Source organism: Pseudomonas sp. S09G 359 (genome assembly GCF_002843605.1).
GTDB lineage: Bacteria > Pseudomonadota > Gammaproteobacteria > Pseudomonadales > Pseudomonadaceae > Aquipseudomonas.
The window spans coordinates 812,501-830,856 of sequence record NZ_CP025263.1 but is presented as its reverse complement, the minus strand read 5'-3'; the positions used below and the strand labels follow the sequence as shown (position 1 = coordinate 830,856).

Annotated in this window: 14 protein-coding genes and 2 rRNA genes (1 of these 16 cut by a window edge); 8 read left to right on the top strand and 8 right to left on the bottom strand. The window is 59.6% G+C overall.

Annotation, left to right across the window (positions count from 1 at the left end; all coding sequences use genetic code 11):
- Positions 1 to 3 precede the first annotated feature (3 nt).
- The 4 genes from CXQ82_RS03590 (at position 4) to CXQ82_RS03575 (ending at position 4,091) form a co-directional block, all read left to right on the top strand.
- Positions 4 to 324, top strand: coding sequence for a hypothetical protein (locus CXQ82_RS03590; RefSeq protein WP_101266219.1), 321 nt, complete (start codon positions 4 to 6; stop codon positions 322 to 324).
- A gap of 101 nt (positions 325 to 425) precedes the next feature.
- A complete protein-coding gene (gene acpA / locus CXQ82_RS03585) occupies positions 426 to 2,126 on the top strand; it encodes an acid phosphatase (protein WP_101266216.1) in 1,701 nt (566 codons plus the stop codon).
- 122 nt (positions 2,127 to 2,248) lie between these two features.
- The gene (locus CXQ82_RS03580; RefSeq protein ID WP_101266214.1) at positions 2,249 to 3,418 is read left to right on the top strand and encodes a hypothetical protein; all 1,170 of its coding nucleotides are present in this window, start codon (positions 2,249 to 2,251) and stop codon (positions 3,416 to 3,418) included.
- Positions 3,419 to 3,566: 148 nt separating this feature from the next.
- On the top strand, positions 3,567 to 4,091 hold the full coding sequence (locus CXQ82_RS03575; RefSeq protein WP_101266212.1) for an SET domain-containing protein-lysine N-methyltransferase: 525 nt from the start codon (positions 3,567 to 3,569) through the stop codon (positions 4,089 to 4,091).
- Here CXQ82_RS03575 and can read toward each other — a convergent pair.
- A complete protein-coding gene (can, locus tag CXQ82_RS03570; RefSeq protein ID WP_025856499.1) occupies positions 4,088 to 4,732 on the bottom strand; it encodes a carbonate dehydratase in 645 nt (214 codons plus the stop codon). The genes CXQ82_RS03575 and can overlap by 4 nt on opposite strands.
- 138 nt (positions 4,733 to 4,870) lie before the next feature.
- On the opposite strand from can, the gene CXQ82_RS03565 reads away from it, so the two are divergent.
- Complete coding sequence (locus CXQ82_RS03565; protein WP_101266210.1) at positions 4,871 to 5,275, top strand: serine kinase/phosphatase; 405 nt, start codon at positions 4,871 to 4,873, stop codon at positions 5,273 to 5,275.
- Between the two features lie 119 nt (positions 5,276 to 5,394).
- On the opposite strand, the gene rimI is transcribed toward CXQ82_RS03565, so the two are convergent.
- Together rimI and CXQ82_RS03555 are read right to left on the bottom strand one after the other, a co-directional pair.
- Complete coding sequence (gene rimI / locus CXQ82_RS03560; protein ID WP_005784514.1) at positions 5,395 to 5,847, bottom strand: ribosomal protein S18-alanine N-acetyltransferase; 453 nt, start codon at positions 5,845 to 5,847, stop codon at positions 5,395 to 5,397.
- A complete protein-coding gene (locus CXQ82_RS03555; RefSeq protein WP_101266208.1) occupies positions 5,840 to 6,583 on the bottom strand; it encodes an energy transducer TonB in 744 nt (247 codons plus the stop codon). Before CXQ82_RS03555 ends, rimI begins: the two co-directional genes overlap by 8 nt.
- A 187-nt stretch (positions 6,584 to 6,770) precedes the next feature.
- On the opposite strand from CXQ82_RS03555, the gene mksB reads away from it, so the two are divergent.
- From mksB to mksF, 3 genes are read left to right on the top strand one after another with little or no spacing between them, the layout of a single operon-like run.
- Positions 6,771 to 8,048 carry an Mks condensin complex protein MksB gene (mksB, locus tag CXQ82_RS03550; RefSeq protein ID WP_101266206.1) on the top strand — a complete coding sequence of 426 codons (1,278 nt, stop codon included), beginning with the start codon at positions 6,771 to 6,773 and terminating at the stop codon, positions 8,046 to 8,048.
- Positions 8,038 to 8,745, top strand: a complete 708-nt coding sequence (gene mksE / locus CXQ82_RS03545; RefSeq protein ID WP_101266204.1) for an Mks condensin complex protein MksE — start codon at positions 8,038 to 8,040, stop codon at positions 8,743 to 8,745. The genes mksB and mksE overlap by 11 nt, the downstream gene beginning before the upstream one ends.
- Complete coding sequence (gene mksF, locus CXQ82_RS03540; RefSeq protein WP_101266202.1) at positions 8,742 to 11,582, top strand: Mks condensin complex protein MksF; 2,841 nt, start codon at positions 8,742 to 8,744, stop codon at positions 11,580 to 11,582. The genes mksE and mksF overlap by 4 nt, the downstream gene beginning before the upstream one ends.
- A 260-nt stretch (positions 11,583 to 11,842) precedes the next feature.
- Here mksF and CXQ82_RS03535 read toward each other — a convergent pair whose 3' ends face one another.
- The 5 genes from CXQ82_RS03535 to CXQ82_RS03515 form a co-directional block, all read right to left on the bottom strand.
- Entirely contained in the window at positions 11,843 to 14,146 is a 2,304-nt protein-coding gene (locus CXQ82_RS03535) for a PqiB family protein (protein WP_101266200.1), read from the bottom strand.
- Positions 14,139 to 14,762: a paraquat-inducible protein A gene (locus tag CXQ82_RS03530; protein ID WP_101266197.1), complete on the bottom strand. Its 624-nt coding sequence runs from the start codon at positions 14,760 to 14,762 to the stop codon at positions 14,139 to 14,141. Before CXQ82_RS03530 ends, CXQ82_RS03535 begins: the two co-directional genes overlap by 8 nt.
- The gene (locus CXQ82_RS03525) at positions 14,749 to 15,408 is read right to left on the bottom strand and encodes a paraquat-inducible protein A (protein ID WP_101266195.1); all 660 of its coding nucleotides are present in this window, start codon (positions 15,406 to 15,408) and stop codon (positions 14,749 to 14,751) included. Before CXQ82_RS03525 ends, CXQ82_RS03530 begins: the two co-directional genes overlap by 14 nt.
- 162 nt (positions 15,409 to 15,570) lie before the next feature.
- Positions 15,571 to 15,686: ribosomal RNA gene (gene rrf / locus CXQ82_RS03520) — 5S ribosomal RNA — on the bottom strand.
- A 170-nt stretch (positions 15,687 to 15,856) separates the two neighbouring features.
- Positions 15,857 to 18,356: ribosomal RNA gene (locus CXQ82_RS03515) — 23S ribosomal RNA — on the bottom strand (it continues 392 nt past the right edge of the window).

Here is an 18,356-nt window from a genome sequence, read left to right as displayed (position 1 = left end):
CCGATGACGCCCCTATCCAAATCACTGGAAGAGTTGATCAATGCCATTTACCAGGACGGCAGCGTGTCGTTCGTTGAGTACCAGGGCCTGCGCGATAACGCCGATTGCCGCATGGCCACGGTGATCAAGGAATTTGGCCTGCACAACAACATAACCGCTTTCCAGAAGGCCATGGACGTGGCCATGCAGTTGTTGCAGAGCTGCGTCATTGACGCCAAAAAAGCCAAGCTGACCGACACCGGCGAGGCCATCGTCAAGGACGCCGTGGCGGCCCAGGTGCAATATTTACTCGCCGGTAGCCAATTGGCGCTGCGCTTGTTGTAACCGCCCGATAGCGTTGAGGCGACTGTCTTCTTTGCGTCACATTCCGTTGCTACCGTCCTGCGAAATATCTTGAAACAAACAGCCTGCAGGGACTCCCAGCAATGAGTGATGAGCACGAAGACCACCCTTCCCCCGATTCCGTTGCCCAACCGCCGGTAGACACCAGCCGTCGGCGCTTCCTCGGAGGTGCGGCGGTGCTGGGGGTGGGCGCCACCTTGAGTGCCTGCGGCAATACCGGCGAAGCACCGGGAACGCCGGTGGCGAAGCCGCTCACGCCCCAGGAACTGGACAAGGCGCTGCACGACCAGGTGAAAACCGTGGTGGTGATCTATGCCGAGAACCGTAGCTTCAACAACCTGTTTGCGGATTTCCCAGGGGTGGAGAAGCCGCTGTCGGCGCTTTCCGCCGCCGAGTATCAACAGCGCGACCGCGACGCCAGCCTGCTGACCACCCTGCCCCCGGCCTGGGGTGGCGTGCTGCAGGTCGGCCCGCAGAGTGTGGACGGGGTGACCTACCCCAGCGAAGTACAATTCCAGGAAAACCTGCCCAACGCGCCGTACGCCCTCAAGGGCCCGAATGCCGAAGACCTGCCCTTGAGCCTGGTGACCCGCGACTTGTGGCACGTGTTCTACCAGAACCAGATGCAGATCAATGGCGGCAAAAACGACGGTTTCGTCGCCTGGGCGGATTCCGGTGGCCTGGTGATGGGCCATTACGCCCAGAGCCGTTATGCCCTGCGCCTGTGGGACGTGGCCAAGGAGTTCGTGCTCTGCGATAACTTCTTCCAGGGCGCGTTTGGCGGCTCGTTCCTTAACCATCAATACCTGATCAGTGCGACCGCGCCGTTTTACCCGAATGCCGCGCAATCGGTGGCCAAGGCGCAGATCGCCACGCTGCAAAGCGATGACCCCACCGACACGCGCCTCAAGCCGCTGGACAAATCCCCCGCCAGCGCCATGACCGGCCCACCGCAGTTCGGCCCAAGCGCGTTGACCCCGGACGGCTACGGCGTGAACACCCTGGCCCCGCCCTACTGGCCGACCTGGACCCGTGACCCGGAAAACCCCGACTATTCCAAACCCGACCTGCCCAACGTGCTGGTGCCGCAGACCCACGAACATATCGGCGACAAGCTGTCGAAAAACAATGTCGACTGGGCCTGGTACGCCGGGGCATGGCAGGCGACGCTGGATCAGTTCAAGGATTCGGGCGGTATTCCGAAAATCCCGAATTTCCAGTACCACCACCAGCCGTTCAACTACTTCAAGCAACAAGGGCCGCAGAACCGCGCCGAGCGTGACAAACGCCTGCGTGACGGCGGGCTGGGCGACGAATCGAGCACCAACAAGTTCTTCGCCGACGCCCAGGCCGGCAAGCTGCCCGCCGTGAGTTTCTACAAGCCCCAGGGCAACCTGAACATGCACGCCGGTTACGCCGACGTGGCCTCGGGCGACCGGCACATCGCCCGCGCCCTGAAGGTGCTGCAGGAGAGCCCCCAGTGGAAAAACATGGTGGTGGTGGTGACGGTCGACGAAAACGGCGGCTGGTGGGACCATGTGGCGCCGCCCAAAGGCGACCGCTGGGGCCCGGGCACGCGGATTCCAGCGTTGGTTGTTTCGCCGTTTGCGCGCAAAGGCACGGTTGACCACACGGTGTACGACACGGCGTCGATCCTGCGCCTGATCACCCGGGTGTTCCAGTTGGAGAAACTCGATGGGCTCAAGCAGCGTGACGATGCAATGATCGCCCGTGGCCAGCAGCCCATGGGGGATTTGAGCAACGCCTTGCAGTTCAACCGGTAGGTTTTCTTATCCAATAGCGACACGCCCGCCGATTTAGCACGCGGTTTTCCTGGTCAACCGCTACTGTGTGGAAGTGGGCTTTCATCCCGCGCAGACGGGCCTTCGCTGACAAGGAATCAAGCATGTTCAAACCGACCAGGTTGTCCTTCACCCTGGCCGCACTGCTGGCCAGTGCGGTCGTACAGGCCGACATCGAGGTGCCACTGGGCAGCACGCAACGCGTCACCCAGTTGTTCGCTTACCCCAATAACTGCAACGTGATCTGCTTTCGGCCATGGACGCTGGAGCAGACCGCCGAGCACTACCTGAACCAGAGCCTGCAGCGCGACGGCTACAGCCGGGCCAAGGTCAGTGTCAAAACCCATGACGGGCAAGTGTCAGCGACCTTCAGCGGTGTGCCGGATACCTACGGCCAGCCTTTGACGGCCTTGCTCAATACCGCCGACCTCGCCTATCAGGGCGCCAGCAAACTCAACAGTGACGGCAAGTGGGCCTACAGTTGGTACCTGTTCCTGCCGCTGGGCATGGCCCTGGAAAACCGCAAAAGCATCGAGCTGCTGCACTTCCCACCGGACTACTCGCTGACCCAGGCCCAGGATTACCTGGAATCGGCCACCACCGACCGCTGGGCCGCGCTGCTCACCGATAATGGCGTGCCTGCCACCGAAACCCCGGCCTACCAGACCATCATCGATATCGCCCCCATCGCCGCGCCCTCCAATGCGGGCAAGGATCTGGAAGGGGTCTACAGCTACTTCAGCGACTACCAGACGCGTATGGTCCGGGAGCTGAGCTTGCACGCCAATGGCTCGTTACCGATGGTCGCGTTTGGCGCACCGGTGCGTAACTGGATCAAGCAGCAATACGGCCAGACCGTGAGCGTATTGGGCCTGGCGCAGATCAGCCCTGCTGCGGGCAAAACCGTATCGGTGCTGGGCTCCAACCACCCCAGTTACATCTGGTACGCGGCTGACCCGGCGAGCTATGACGGCAACGAACAAAAAGCCGACGAGGCCGGCTTGACGGTGATGGGCCAGGACTTGAGCGCCGCCTGCTGGCAGGCCGGCATGGGCCAGAAGCCCGCCAGCGACCCGAATGTGCTGCTTAAGGCGTGTATGAACACCTGGCAGGTCACCCGCAAAGAGCAGACGTGTGAACTGTTCTACACCTCGGTGCGCAGCCTGACCCCGGAACAGGCGAATGCCAAGTGCGCCACGCCGGCGATCAAGGCTCAGCTCAAACAACTCAAGAACGCCGCCCCAACCCCCGCCATCAGCGCCCCCGCCCTGTAAGAGTGCACAAAAACAAGCCGATTTCTACTGTCAGATTTGACAGTAGAAATCGGCGCTATCTTCAGTAAGTCTTGAGCGGCGCCCATCCGCTGCAAGACTGGTAGTCAGCCACCACCCGCAGGTCGATGCAGCCTCACCAAGGAGAGTTATGAAAACTCAGGCCATGGATAAGGCTAAAACCACCGTGAGCGACTGCTTGTACCCATTCAAGACGCTACTTGTTGAACACGGCTACCCTTCATCCGAACACTTTCAGGTGATGCAAGCCACGACGGGCACGCCAGCAGGGGTCAAGACACGCAAAAACCTTGACGGCCGCATGCGCATTGCCAAGGTTTCCGGCTATGCCGTGAGCGAGCGACGCCCCCACACATTGCAATTATCGGCGCGCATCCACCTGTACGACAGCTGGTTCTGCGGCCTGCTGCGCCATTCCTGCAACCCGAACGTGTTTTTCGATACCACGTACCTGGAGCTATGGACCGTGCAACCCATCGCCGCCGGCTCCCGGCTGACCCTGGATTACGCCAGCACCGAGGATGCGCTGTTCCGGCAGTTCGCGTGCCAGTGCGGCGAGCTGAACTGCCGGGGCTGGATCACCGGCGGCCAGGAGCCATTGAACGCCGAGGGGCAGGCGTTCATGGCCCAATGGCGCGAGCACAAACGCCCTTAGGCTTCGCCCAGTGGGCGCAGGCGATATTGCGGCGGCAACTGCTCAAAACCACTGATGGTGGTGTTCAAGCTCTTCCAGCGGCCGTCCTTGATGCCGTAGATGCAGCCGTGGATCGACAGGCTCTGCCCACGATGCCAGGCGTTTTGCACAATGCTGGTGTGGCCGACGTTGGCCACCTGCTGAATCACGTTCAGCTCGCACAGGCGGTCCACGCGCTCTTCTTCGGTCGGCAACTGGGCCAGCACGTCGCGGTTTTCGTAGTACAGGTCACGGATGGTGCGCAGCCAGCCATCGATCAGGCCGAACTGGCGATCCTGCATCGAGGCACGCACGCCGCCGCAGCCATAGTGGCCGGTGACGAGGATGTGTTTGACCTTGAGCACATCGACCGCGTACTGGATCACCGACAGGCAATTGAGGTCGGTGTGCAGCACCACGTTGGCCACGTTGCGGTGCACAAACAGATCACCGGGCAGCATGCCGACGATCTCGTTGGCCGGTACGCGGGCGTCGGAACAGCCGATCCACAGGTATTCCGGGGTTTGCTGGCGGGCGAGCTTGGCGAAGAATTCGGGATCTTCCTGTTTGATCGCATCCGCCCAGCGTTCGTTGTTATCAAGCAGGTCTTGTAGTTCGTTCATCAGGGAAAGCCTCAGGAATGATGCGCAGCTTTGACAGACGACCGCTCGTCCGGGTCACGCCCAGCCATAAGTTAGCTTGAATCTTTAGGGCGTCGTGCCTGTCCACACACTATAAGCCCCACAGTATGAGGATTGGCCATGACTGAATCACGACGTCCCTACGGCGCTACGCAACCCGAACCGATTGACGACAACGAAGACCGTATGGGTGAGATGCGCGAGCTGGATTTTGACGAGCAAGAGCCCACGGCGGAAATCGGCGACGAGATCCCGCGTCGCGAACGCGAACACCTGATGCCCGACGAGCGGGTGCGCGAAGCCGGGCTGACCGGGGCTTCGACCGACGACCATGAGTCGACTGACGATGACATGAGCCCGGAAACCTTGATACATGAGGATGGCGCGCGGGATGCCCGCGAAGCAGGGGAAGACAGTCCTGCCGATTACGACCTGAGCATCGTGGATGAAGATGAGATTGGCGGCGGAAATGGGCTGGATGAGGCCGAATTGGCAGATATCGACCCGGTCGACGGCAACCGCTGACACAACACAGAGCTAAATGTGGAAGGGGGCTTGCCCCCGATTGCAGTGTGTCAGGCACTTAGTAAGGCACTGATACACCGCTATCGGGGGCAAGCCCCCTCCCACATTGGTTCGTGTGTTTAGTCGACCAAGGTGCAGGCCATGACGACTGCGTCTTCGCGGCCGCCCACGGCCGGGTAGTAGTCACGCCGACGGCCGATTTCGTTGAAGCCATAGCGCTCATACAGGCGGAACGCCCCGGTATTGCTGTCGCGCACTTCGAGGAAACACTCCCGCGCACTGGCGGCATAGGCACGGGACATCAAATGCTCCAGCAACGCCAAGCCCAACCCACGGCCCTGGTTTTCCGGCTTGACGGTAATGTTCAGCAAATGCGCCTCATCGAGGATGATTTGCACCACGCCGTGACCCACCTGCTGCTCGCCTTCGAACATCAGCCAGATCTGGTATTTGCCCAGCCCGTCGAGAAAAATCCCCCGGGTCCAGGGGTGGCTGAACGCCGCGTATTCGATTTTCAGCACGGCGTCGAGGTCGGCCTCGGTCATCGGGCGGAAGGATAAAGCCTCACTCATCGGTTGTTTTCCAGCGCGCCATCAGCCGGCGCATGGCTTGCCAGACATCAGCCTTACGCTGTGGCTCTTCCATTAATAATTCCAGGCCCGGCAGGGCCCATACCGAACCCAGGCTTTCGACCTGCAGTTCGCGGTACCAGGCCTCGGCATTGGCCTCACCGGCAAAGCGCACGGCGGGCAGGCCGATCAGCCACAGGCACACGCAGGGTTCGTCTTCCAGGCGCGCCGACACAAAACCTTGCACAAAATCCCGCGCAGCGTCAGGGCCCTGGTCCATGGTGCCACGCACCAGCAGTGGCCAGCGCACCGGGTCGCCGACGATTTGCGGGCTGTCGGGCAGGCCGGCGGCGCGCAGCATGTCTTTGAGCAGCATGTAGGCGGGGTCGCGGGTCTGGAAGCGTTCGCCGGTGGGCAGTTCCACCAACAGCAGGCAACGCCCGGCCCGCAGCAATTGCAGGGCGAAACGCGGCGGTGGCACCACCGGTGCCTTGACTACCGGCGCAACCTCTTCGGCCACCACCGGCTTGGCCAGCGGCGACGGGCGTGGCACTTCGATCTTGGCGCGCTCGACCGCCGGGCGCGCCTGGGGCTCGGGCTTGACCACCGCCACCGGTGCAGCCGCCTCCTCGCCCGAGACCTCAAACGCCTCATACGGCTCGAGCGCCTGCAGCAGCTCGGGCCGCGACGGCGCGGCAAACGGCAGTTCGGTGCGGGGCAGCCAATTGACCACCTGCATGGCGGTCAAGTAAGCGCGACGTCGGGACTCGATAAGCACAGCTCGGCCACTTGTGGATAAGTAAAGAGCGGGGATTCTACCGCTGTTCGGTAACAATCGCCCACTGTGCACTGACCGGCTGTGGATAAATCCCGCGCCTGATGCAGTACAATCGCGACTTTTAATCGCCAACCAGCCGGCCATTCCCATGATCGAACCCAAGCGCGTCCTGCGCGCCCTCGCCGAACACTGGGCCTTACTTGAGCCACTATGCGAACACTTCGACCAAGGCACCCTGAGCCTCGGCGAGCTGCGCGCACAACTGGCCGCCCAACAACTGGACAGCACGCCCCAGGACATCACCAGCCTGCTGGACGTGTGGATTCGCCTGGATATCCTGGTGCCTGTCGCCAAAAGCCCGAACCGTTTCGAGCTGAACGCGCAGATCCACGACTTCCTGGCCTATCTTCGCAAGGAGCACCGGCTTGGCCTGTGCCTGGAAATCGAAGCCTACCTGCGCCACCTCGAGCGCCTGGCAGGCTACATCCAGGACGCCTTCGACATCCGTGATGGCCACGACCTGGCCCGTCAACTGCGCCTGCTCGACATGCGCGTACGCGACGTGCTGAAAAAACTCGCCAACGACGAACAGGCCCTCGCCGCCGTGGCCGACCGCGCCAAGACCAGCGACCGGCAGATCCCGTTGCGCCAGCGTTACGCCGAGGTATTGGCGACCTGGGATGAATACGTCGAACCCATGATCCAACTGGTGAACGCCGACGGCGCGTTCGAGCAGGGCGTGCGCAAGGTCGAGAATGTGCTGCTGCGCATGCTCACCGAACAGCAGCGCCTCGGCCACCTGGTGGACGACGACATGCTGCTGCGCACCCACGCGCGCATCCTCGAAATGCAGACCAGCGCCCAACTGACCTTGCGTCACGCCCGTGAGCTGCTGTTGCCGCTGCGTGAGGAAGCGCGGCGGCACAACGCCGTGACCCGTGGCGCGGCGCTGGCCCTGTCGGCAATTCGCCGCAAGGGGCTGGACGCCGTGCCGCAAGCGGCGATGCCGATGTTTACCCGGCCGCAAAGCACGTTCCTGGGCAGTGCCAGCCAGGTCGAGGCTTACGTGTATGCCCTGGCGAATTTCGAGCCGAAACCGGCGCGGTTCCCCAAGGCGCACAAATCCCACAAGGGCGACGCCCAGCGTGCACCGCGCACGGTCAAGGAAATGCTCGAGCGCTGCGAAGACGCACTGCCGATGCCAGACCTGATGACCTGGCTGCTGGAGCAGGAACCGGACGGCGCCACCGACGAATTGCTGTACTGGTTCTCGCGCCTCTCGCGGGAAAAACGCTTCAAGCGCGAACGCCTGGAACGCCGCGATTACCACACACACGAGCACCAGGTCAGCCTGCGCTCATTCGCCCTGCTCCCGGCTGGCACTGATGCCGCCGAGAATTCCGCGAGCACCCCCTATGCATCTTGATCTATCCGAACTGTCCCAGCTGGCACCGATCTTTCGCGAGCTGTTCAAGGGTTACCACGTCAGCCGCCGCGACCCGGAGCTGTACGCACAACTGTCGAACTTCCAGGACCAGTACCGCACGCTGTTCAAGGCCCTGGGCTTTGAACTGGTGTGCGACACCCGGGGTTTCTATTACTTCGTACCGGACTCTGCCATCGCCAGCGCGCAGGTGAACAAAACCGCCCAGCGTCTGGCGTTGTTCACCTTCATCCTCGTCGAGCACTTGGCCGACCAAGGCCGCGACCCGATCGCCGTGCTCGACGGCGGCAGCCTGGGCCGCGATGAGCTGCCGTCGCTGCTGGAAAAATACCGTGACCTGTTTATCCAGGCCGAAGTACAGACCCAGGAAGAACTCGAAGAGAAAATCATGCGCCGCATGACCCAACTGGGCTTTGCCAGCGAAGACAACGGTATCTATCGCTTCCTGCCGCCCATGCACCGCTTCCTCGACGTGTGCCTCTCGGTGCAGCAAGACCGTGACCTGGCCGCCAGCGTGCACAGCGTGTTGCCACTGCCGGTGCCGGTGATCATCGACGAAGACAGCGATGAAAAACTGCTGAAAACCGATGACCCGCTGGACCTGAGCGACTTTGAAGAAGAAAGCGAAGAAGACGCCATGGCCCGTGCCATTGCCGAAGAACAGGAGACCGACGCATGAGCAAGGAACGCTACGGCATCCGCCGCTTCGCACTGTTGAACACTGCGGGTTACAGCTTGGGCTTGTTCCCGCTGGAAGAACCGCTGTCGGTGTATGGCGCGAACAACCTGGGTAAATCCGCGTCGATCAACGCCCTGCAGTTCCCGATCCTGGCGCGCATGTCGGACATGAGTTTCGGCAAATACACCCTGGAGCAATCGCGGCGCTTCTACTTTGCCACCGACACCAGCTACATCCTCGTGGAAGTCTCCCTGCCCCACGGCCCGCATGTGATCGGCGTGGTCGGGCGCGGCCCTGGCGGCGGTTTCGGCCACCAGTTCTTTGCCTATGCGGGCAAGCTGGACCTGGCTCACTACCAGAAAAACGACACCTGCCTGCGTCAGAAAGAACTGTTCACCAACCTTGAGCGCGAAGGCCTCAAAGCCTACGAGCTAAAGCCGGATGAACTGCGCCGCTTGCTGGTGGGCGGGCACACGTCGATCCCGCTGGACCTGACCCTGATTCCGCTGCGCTCCACCAGCGAGCAGAGCCTGAAGACGTTCCGCGCGCTGTTTATCAACTTGCTGCACATGCGCGAAATCACCGCGGCCAAGCTCAAGCAATTGTTCCTCGATGCCTTCGAACACAGCCTGCGTTCCGGTAGCGTGGATTACATCGCCGCGTGCGAAGAAGCCTTCCGCGATGTGCGACGCATGGAGCAGGACTACAACTCGCTGGTAGCTGCCGGCCCGTTGGTCGAGGCACTGGCCAATGGCGTGCGCCTGCGCGATGTATTGCGCGGCAAACTGCATCGCCTGTCGCCGCTGCTGGATTCGTTGCTCGGCACCTGGTCGGACTACGCCAGTGCGCGTAAGGAAGAGCTGACCATCCAGGCCGAGCACTACCGTAACGAGCAGGACGCGCTGCAGAACGACCAACGTGGCGGCACCCAGGAGCTGATGCGCCTGGAGCGTGAAATCAGCGGTATCCAGCGTTGGCTGGGCGAGCTGTCGGTGCTCAAGCATCGCTTTGCCCTGGTGGACGACGTCAAGGTGCTGGAGCAACAACTGCTGGCCGCCAAGGATGCTCACGATGAACTGGCCGGCGCCTTGGCGCAGTCGCGGCAATTCAGCGCCGAGGACCTGGATGAGCGTTTGCGCGACCTGGAAAAACGCCTGAAGTCGGTCAAGCAGCAACTCGACCACGCGGACAACAACAGCTACGCCAAGCTGCGCGAAGAATTCTCACAGCAAGATGTCGAGCGTCTGATGCGCCTGTTCAACAGTTCGTTGTTCAGCCTGCCATTGGGCGAGCATGGCATCACGCTGGATGAGGACGGCCAGTGGGTCAAATCCCTGGAACAGATCCTCGATGGCTTCAAGGGCGAACGCTTTGAAGTGCCGGGGCTGTCTGTCGACATCTCGCACATTGAGCCACCGGCGTTGCAGGCACTGGCGGATCGCGCGGCGTTGCGCGACCAGAAAGAGCGCCTGGAAAAAGAACTCAAGCAGCTCAAGACTCAGCAGGCGGTAGCCTCTGACCGTGCAGCGAGCAAGACCCAGACCGAAGCGTTGTACCAGCAGGTGCTGGACGCGCAAAAGGCCCTGGAAGACTTCCGCCGCGCGCAGACCCTGAGTGCCGAAGAGGGCGAGAAACTGGAAAACCTGGCGCAGATGGAAGCCGCCCAGGACGAGTTGAAACGCTCCAGCGATGCGTTTACCGAACGCGTCCAGCAACTCTCGGCCAAGCTGCAACTGGTGGGCCGGCAGATCGGCGACATGGAAGCCAAGCAGCGCACCCTGGATGACGCCCTGCGCCGTCGTCAGTTGCTGCCGGCGGACTTGCCGTTCGGCACCCCCTTCATGGACCCGGTCGACGACTCCATGGACAACCTGCTGCCGCTGCTCAATGACTATCAGGACAGCTGGCAAGGCTTGCTCCGTGCCGATGGCCAGATCGAGGCGCTGTATGCCCAGGTGCGCCTCAAGGGTGTGGCCAAGTTCGACAGCGAGGATGATGTCGAGCGTCGCCTGCAGCTGTTGATCAACGCGTATGCGCACCGCACTGACGAGGCGCTGACCCTCGGCAAGGCGCGCCGTGCGGCGGTCACCGATATTGCGCGCACCTTGCGCAATATTCGCAGCGACTACGACAGCCTTGAGCATCAACTGGCGCTGTTCAACCGCGAGATCAACAAACGCCAGGTCTCCAACCTGCAAAGCTTCCGCATCGTGCTGGCGCCGAACAAGGAAGCCCTCAAGCATATCGACCAGATCATCCACAGTGCCGGTCAGTATGAAGAAGGCGAAACCCTGTCGGTGTTCGACCTCAGCCAGAGCGCCGAGCAGGACAACAAGAACGAAGAGGCCAAGGAATACCTGGCCCGCCTGGTGGCCGCCAACCATAACCAGTTGGGCCTCAAGGACCTGTTCGAGCTGGCCTTCGAGATCACCAAGGTGCACGGCCAGCCGGTGATCCACACCGATATCGATGGCGCCGCGTCCAACGGCACCACCATGACCATCAAGGCGCTGACCAACATGTACTTGTTGCTGCACTTGATGGACCGCGACCAGGCGGGGCGCGTGCGCTTGCCGTACTACCTCGACGAGGCGGCGGATATCGATGAGAAGAACCAGGCGGCATTGCTGGAAACCAGTTTGCAACTGGGCTTTGTGCCGATCCTGGCCAGTGTGAAGCCACAGGTGTCGGCCCAGGTGGCAATCGACCTGGAAGGCGGCAGCGGGCCGAACGGGATCTACATCGATGAGGCGGATTGGAAGTACATTCGTCGCCATGATGTGGTGAAGGCCACGGTGAATGTGCAGGCGGATGAACCGGAGTTGGATGAGGTCTGATCCACTGCGCTGAAATGCGAAAAGGCCGCGATCTTTTGGATCGCGGCCTTTTTTTGTGGGGGGCTGTGGTGTTGTTGAGGGCCTCATCGGGGGCAAGCCCCCTCCCACATTTGAATCTGTTCACAAATCAAAGTGTGGGAGCGGGCTTGCTCGCGAAGGCCGCACCTCGGTCTATTTACCGAGCGAGATTTTCCCACATTTGAATGTGCTCACAAATCAAAGTGTGGGAGCGGGCTTGCTCGCGAAGGCCGCGCCTCGGTCTATTTACCGAGTGGGATTTTGGGCGCCCACGTCAGCCATTCATCTTCAAACTTGTCGAACAACGGGAAGGTCTGCTGCGGCCGAGCTGCATTGCCCATGCGCTCGCCATCTGGCGTGGCGAAGGCGATGCCACCGGCAACCAACGTCTCCAGCGATTCGGTACGCACCGTCGCGCCCTTGAACAGGCCGAAGTCCAAACCGAAACCGCTGGTGTTCCAGAAGCGGCTGCCACTGCGTACCAACGGTGCGTACTTGGGCTCGATCAGGATGTGGATCAGCACGCGGTCGGCGGTCTGGCCCAGCTCATAGCCGGTGACTTTGCCCACGGTGACTTCACGGTAGGTCACCGGTACACCTTCCTTCAGCGAACCACGGCGTGCGGCGCTGAGCGTCAGGCTCAGGCCCTGCTCCTGGTGGACGGCTTCCGGCGGCTGGTCCAGGGCGACAAAACTCTTTTGTGGCCCGGCATTTTTTACCGCCGGTTGCACTTCAATGTACTGCCCGGTGACCAGGGTTTCCAGGTTGGCGGTTTTCATCAGGCCCAGCTCAGGCTTGACCACCCAGAACTGGCTGCCGGCGCGCGCAATGCGGTCCGCCACCTGGGTGATGCGGGCGCTGAGCAGCACCGACTGCATGTCGGCACTGAGGTCGACGCTCTCGATCTTGCCCACGTCCAGGCCTTTGAAGCGCACCGGGGTACCCGGGCGCATGCCGTCGGCGCGGTCGACCTTGATGGTCACCAGGGTGCCGTGTTGGTTGGCGGCTTCGCGGTCGGTAAACAGGCGGAAACGTGGGATGCGCTTTTTCAGCGGCACATTCGGTTCAGGCGTTTCGAACGCGATACCACCGGCCATCAGGCTGGCCAGGGATTCACTCTTCACTTGAATGCCGCCGGTGAGCCCGCCAGTGAGGGTGACACCGCTGGCATTCCAGAAACGCGTCGAGCCGTTAACCAGGTTGGCGTACTCCTTCTCGATATGAACGCCAATCACCAGCTGTTTGTTTTTCCGCGAGAACTGGTAGCTCTGCACCGAACCGACCTTGACCTGCTTGTAGAGGATCGGGCTGCCGACATCCAGGGAGCCGAGGTTATCGGTGAACAGCACCATATGCAGGCCGGGGGAACGCAGGTCCAGCGGTGGCGCCTTGGCACGCGCAACGAACTCGCGTTGCGGGGCAGTGCCTTTGTCGCCAGGGCGGATGGCGATGTAGTTACCCTTGACCAAGGCCTCCAGGCCAGTAATACCGGCCAGGGAGATCGAGGGCTTGACCACCCAGAACTGGGTGTCTTGTACCAAGTAATCTTCCGCCAATGGGTCGAGGGTCAGTTCGGCGTTGGCGCTGGACAGGTCCGGATCGATCTTCAGGGTTTTCAGGCTGCCCACCTGGATACCTTTGTACATGACCGGGGTGCGCCCGGCCTGCAGGCCTTCGAAGTCAGTGAGCTTGACCTTGACCTTGATACCCGCAGCAGCGGCGTCGAAATCTTCATACAAGCGGAACGGCAGGCTTGGGTCGGTCGGCGGGCTGTCCTTGCGATTCTCTGGTGTGGCGAAGGCGATACCGCCGGCAACGATGCTGGAAAGGGACTCGCTGCGCACCTTCACGCCGGAGAGGTTGGCGTCGATGCTGATGCCGCTGGCGTTCCAGAAACGTGTGTGTTTGCGCACCAGGCTGGCGTAGGTCGGCTCGATATAGACCTTGATCTCGACGGTGCTCTGGTCTTCGGAGAGCAGGTAGCTTTTGACCTGGCCCACCTGGATCTGTTTGTAGAACACCGGGCTGCCACGGTTGAGCGAGCCGAGACGATCGGCCTTGATGGTCAGGTGCAGGCCAGGTTTGGCGTCGGACAAGGGGGGCTCTTCGGAGAGTGCCTTGAATTTGCGCGTAGGCTCACCGTCACCCGGGCTGGCGGCGATGTAGTTACCCGACACCAGGGTTTCCAGGCCGGTGATACCGGCCAGGCTAACGCTGGGTTTGACCAGCCAGAAGCGGGTGTTGGTCTTGAGGTATTGGTCGACGTCCTTGTTCATCTCGATGGTGGCGATCACCCCGCGATTGCTGCCCTCATCATCCAGGGCCAAGGCTTTGACCTTACCCACCGTCATGCCTTTGTAGACCACTTCAGTCTTGTTGACCTGGATGCCCTCACCGCTTTCAAAGCGCACCTGGATCTCGATGCCCTGCTGGGAATAGGCACGCCATCCCAGCCAGCCGCCGATAATCAGGGCAATCAGGGGCAGCACCCAAATGGCCGACCAGTTGGAGGCGGGGCGGGTTTTAGCTTTAGGCAAATCACTCATGGTCGTCGTCCGACTCCGTGTTATCCCAAATCAGTCGGGGATCGAAAGTTACTGCGGCAAGCATCGTCAAGATGACCACACTGGCGAACGCCGCAGCGCCGAGGTTGGCCTCGACACTGGCAAGTCGCCCAAAGTTTACAACCGCCACCAGGATGGCGATCACAAAGATATCCAACATGGACCAGCGGCCAATGAATTCAATAAAACGGTACATCACAATGCGCTGTTGCGCGGACAACGGCTGATGACGTTGCACCGAGAATAGCAGCAAGCCAATCCCTACAAGCTTGAAGGTCGGCACCAGGATGCTGGCGATGAACACAACTGCTGCAATCGGGAACATACCGTGCTGCACCAGTTGGATCACACCGGCCATGATGGTACTGGGATCACCCTGGCCAAGGGAGTTGATCGTCATGATCGGGAGCAGGTTGGCGGGGATATACAGAATGGCCGCGGTGATCAGCAACGCCCAGGTGCGGGTCAGGCTATTAGGCCGACGGGCGTGGATCAGCGCGCCGCAACGGGTGCATATTTGCTCCTCGGTGTCGGGCTCTTGCTTATTCAGCTCGTGGCATTCGGTACAAATCAGAATACCTGCATCAATCGCCCGCATGTTCATCCTCTCCTGACAGCGCCTGCCAGATCTGGTGGGGCGACATCACCACCTCAAGCAATACCTGAACCATTAATAGACTGACGAAGCAGACCAACCCCAGGCCGATCGTAATGGAGGCCATGTCAGCGAGCTTTACGATCGCCACCAGTACGCCCATTAAATAGACCTCCAACATGCCCCAGTCTTTCATGTGGTGGTAGATGCGATACAGCAGCAGCCCATAGCTGCGACCAATCTTCCAGCGGATGCTGAGCAATACGGCAAGCTGGCAGAGCAGTTTGAGCAAGGGAATACCCATGCTGCACAGAAAGACGACGGCGGCGACGCCTTGCATGCCGGTATCGAACAGGCCGACGACGCCACTCCACACGGTGTCCTCGGAGGACTGCCCGAGTAAATTGAGCTGCATAATGGGCAGAAAGTTCGCGGGGATGTACAGCAACAGCGCGGCGAGTACCAGCGCGAGGCTTCGCTCAACGACATTGTGGCGGTGAGCGTACAGCTCGTAACCGCAGCGTGGGCATTGAGCTTTTTCGCCGAGCGCAAGCGTTGGCTTGCGCATCAGCAAGTCGCACTCATGACATGCCACCAGGTCGTCCAGTGGTAAATCCGACACCTGGAGGGCATCAACCGGATCGGGCATAGATAGGGCTCGGACTCTAAAAAAGGTTAGGTGCCTATTCTAGTGGTCTGGTTCAGAAATAACTGTGCAAATTTTTCAGGAGATTTGGGGGCCATTTGGCTTTCCAATCGCCCAAAAACAAAACCCCTGTTTGCGTTAGCAAACAGGGGTTTCGGAATTTAATCTTGACGATGACCTACTCTCACATGGGGAAACCCCACACTACCATCGGCGATGCATCGTTTCACTACTGAGTTCGGGATGGGATCAGGTGGTTCCAATGCTCTATGGTCGTCAAGAAATTCGGGTACTGAGTCGTAGCCAGATGGCTTCGCTTCAGCAAATTGGGTATGTGACAGCTTTCGGTGTTTTGCGAGGTCGAACTTTCGGTTCATTTCGTCTTCACACACCGCAATCTGATGCTCCTCTTTGTTTCCAAATCAGGAGAAGCAAATTGCTTGGGTGTTATATGGTCAAGCCTCACGGGCAATTAGTATTGGTTAGCTCAACGCCTCACAGCGCTTACACACCCAACCTATCAACGTCGTAGTCTTCGACGGCCCTTCAGGGAACTCAAGGTTCCAGTGAGATCTCATCTTGAGGCTAGTTTCCCGCTTAGATGCTTTCAGCGGTTATCTATTCCGAACATAGCTACCCGGCAATGCCACTGGCGTGACAACCGGAACACCAGAGGTTCGTCCACTCCGGTCCTCTCGTACTAGGAGCAGCCCCTCTCAAATCTCAAACGTCCACGGCAGATAGGGACCGAACTGTCTCACGACGTTCTAAACCCAGCTCGCGTACCACTTTAAATGGCGAACAGCCATACCCTTGGGACCGGCTTCAGCCCCAGGATGTGATGAGCCGACATCGAGGTGCCAAACACCGCCGTCGATATGAACTCTTGGGCGGTATCAGCCTGTTATCCCCGGAGTACCTTTTATCCGTTGAGCGATGGCCCTTCCATACAGAACCACCGGATCACTAAGACCTACTTTCGTACCTGCTCGACGTGTCTGTCTCGCAGTCAAGCGCGCTTTTGCCTTTATACTCTACGACCGATTTCCGACCGGTCTGAGCGCACCTTCGTACTCCTCCGTTACTCTTTAGGAGGAGACCGCCCCAGTCAAACTACCCACCATACACTGTCCTCGATCCGGATAACGGACCTGAGTTAGAACCTCAAAGTTGCCAGGGTGGTATTTCAAGGTTGGCTCCACGCAGACTGGCGTCCACGCTTCAAAGCCTCCCACCTATCCTACACAAGCAAATTCAAAGTCCAGTGCAAAGCTATAGTAAAGGTTCACGGGGTCTTTCCGTCTAGCCGCGGATACACTGCATCTTCACAGCGATTTCAATTTCACTGAGTCTCGGGTGGAGACAGCGCCGCCATCGTTACGCCATTCGTGCAGGTCGGAACTTACCCGACAAGGAATTTCGCTACCTTAGGACCGTTATAGTTACGGCCGCCGTTTACCGGGGCTTCGATCAAGAGCTTCGCGTTAGCTAACCCCATCAATTAACCTTCCGGCACCGGGCAGGCGTCACACCCTATACGTCCACTTTCGTGTTTGCAGAGTGCTGTGTTTTTAATAAACAGTCGCAGCGGCCTGGTATCTTCGACCGGCATGAGCTTACGGAGCAAGTCCTTCACCCTCACCGGCGCACCTTCTCCCGAAGTTACGGTGCCATTTTGCCTAGTTCCTTCACCCGAGTTCTCTCAAGCGCCTTGGTATTCTCTACCCAACCACCTGTGTCGGTTTGGGGTACGGTTCCTGGTTACCTGAAGCTTAGAAGCTTTTCTTGGAAGCATGGCATCAACCACTTCGTTAACTAAAAGTTAACTCGTCATCAGCTCTCGGCCTTAGAATCCCGGATTTACCTAAGATTCCAGCCTACCACCTTAAACTTGGACAACCAACGCCAAGCTGGCCTAGCCTTCTCCGTCCCTCCATCGCAATAACCAGAAGTACAGGAATATTAACCTGTTTTCCATCGACTACGCTTTTCAGCCTCGCCTTAGGGACCGACTAACCCTGCGTCGATTAACGTTGCGCAGGAAACCTTGGTCTTTCGGCGTGGGTGTTTTTCACACCCATTGTCGTTACTCATGTCAGCATTCGCACTTCTGATACCTCCAGCAAGCTTCTCAACTCACCTTCACAGGCTTACAGAACGCTCCTCTACCGCATCACTTACGTGATACCCGTAGCTTCGGTGTATGGTTTGAGCCCCGTTACATCTTCCGCGCAGGCCGACTCGACTAGTGAGCTATTACGCTTTCTTTAAAGGGTGGCTGCTTCTAAGCCAACCTCCTAGCTGTCTAAGCCTTCCCACATCGTTTCCCACTTAACCATAACTTTGGGACCTTAGCTGACGGTCTGGGTTGTTTCCCTTTTCACGACGGACGTTAGCACCCGCCGTGTGTCTCCCATGCTCGGCACTTGTAGGTATTCGGAGTTTGCATCGGTTTGGTAAGTCGGGATGACCCCCTAGCCGAAACAGTGCTCTACCCCCTACAGTGATACATGAGGCGCTACCTAAATAGCTTTCGAGGAGAACCAGCTATCTCCGAGCTTGATTAGCCTTTCACTCCGATCCACAGGTCATCCGCTAACTTTTCAACGGTAGTCGGTTCGGTCCTCCAGTTAGTGTTACCCAACCTTCAACCTGCCCATGGATAGATCGCCCGGTTTCGGGTCTATTCCCAGCGACTAGACGCCCTATTAAGACTCGCTTTCGCTACGCCTCCCCTATTCGGTTAAGCTCGCCACTGAAAATAAGTCGCTGACCCATTATACAAAAGGTACGCAGTCACCCAACAAAGTGGGCTCCCACTGCTTGTACGCATACGGTTTCAGGATCTATTTCACTCCCCTCTCCGGGGTTCTTTTCGCCTTTCCCTCACGGTACTAGTTCACTATCGGTCAGTCAGTAGTATTTAGCCTTGGAGGATGGTCCCCCCATAT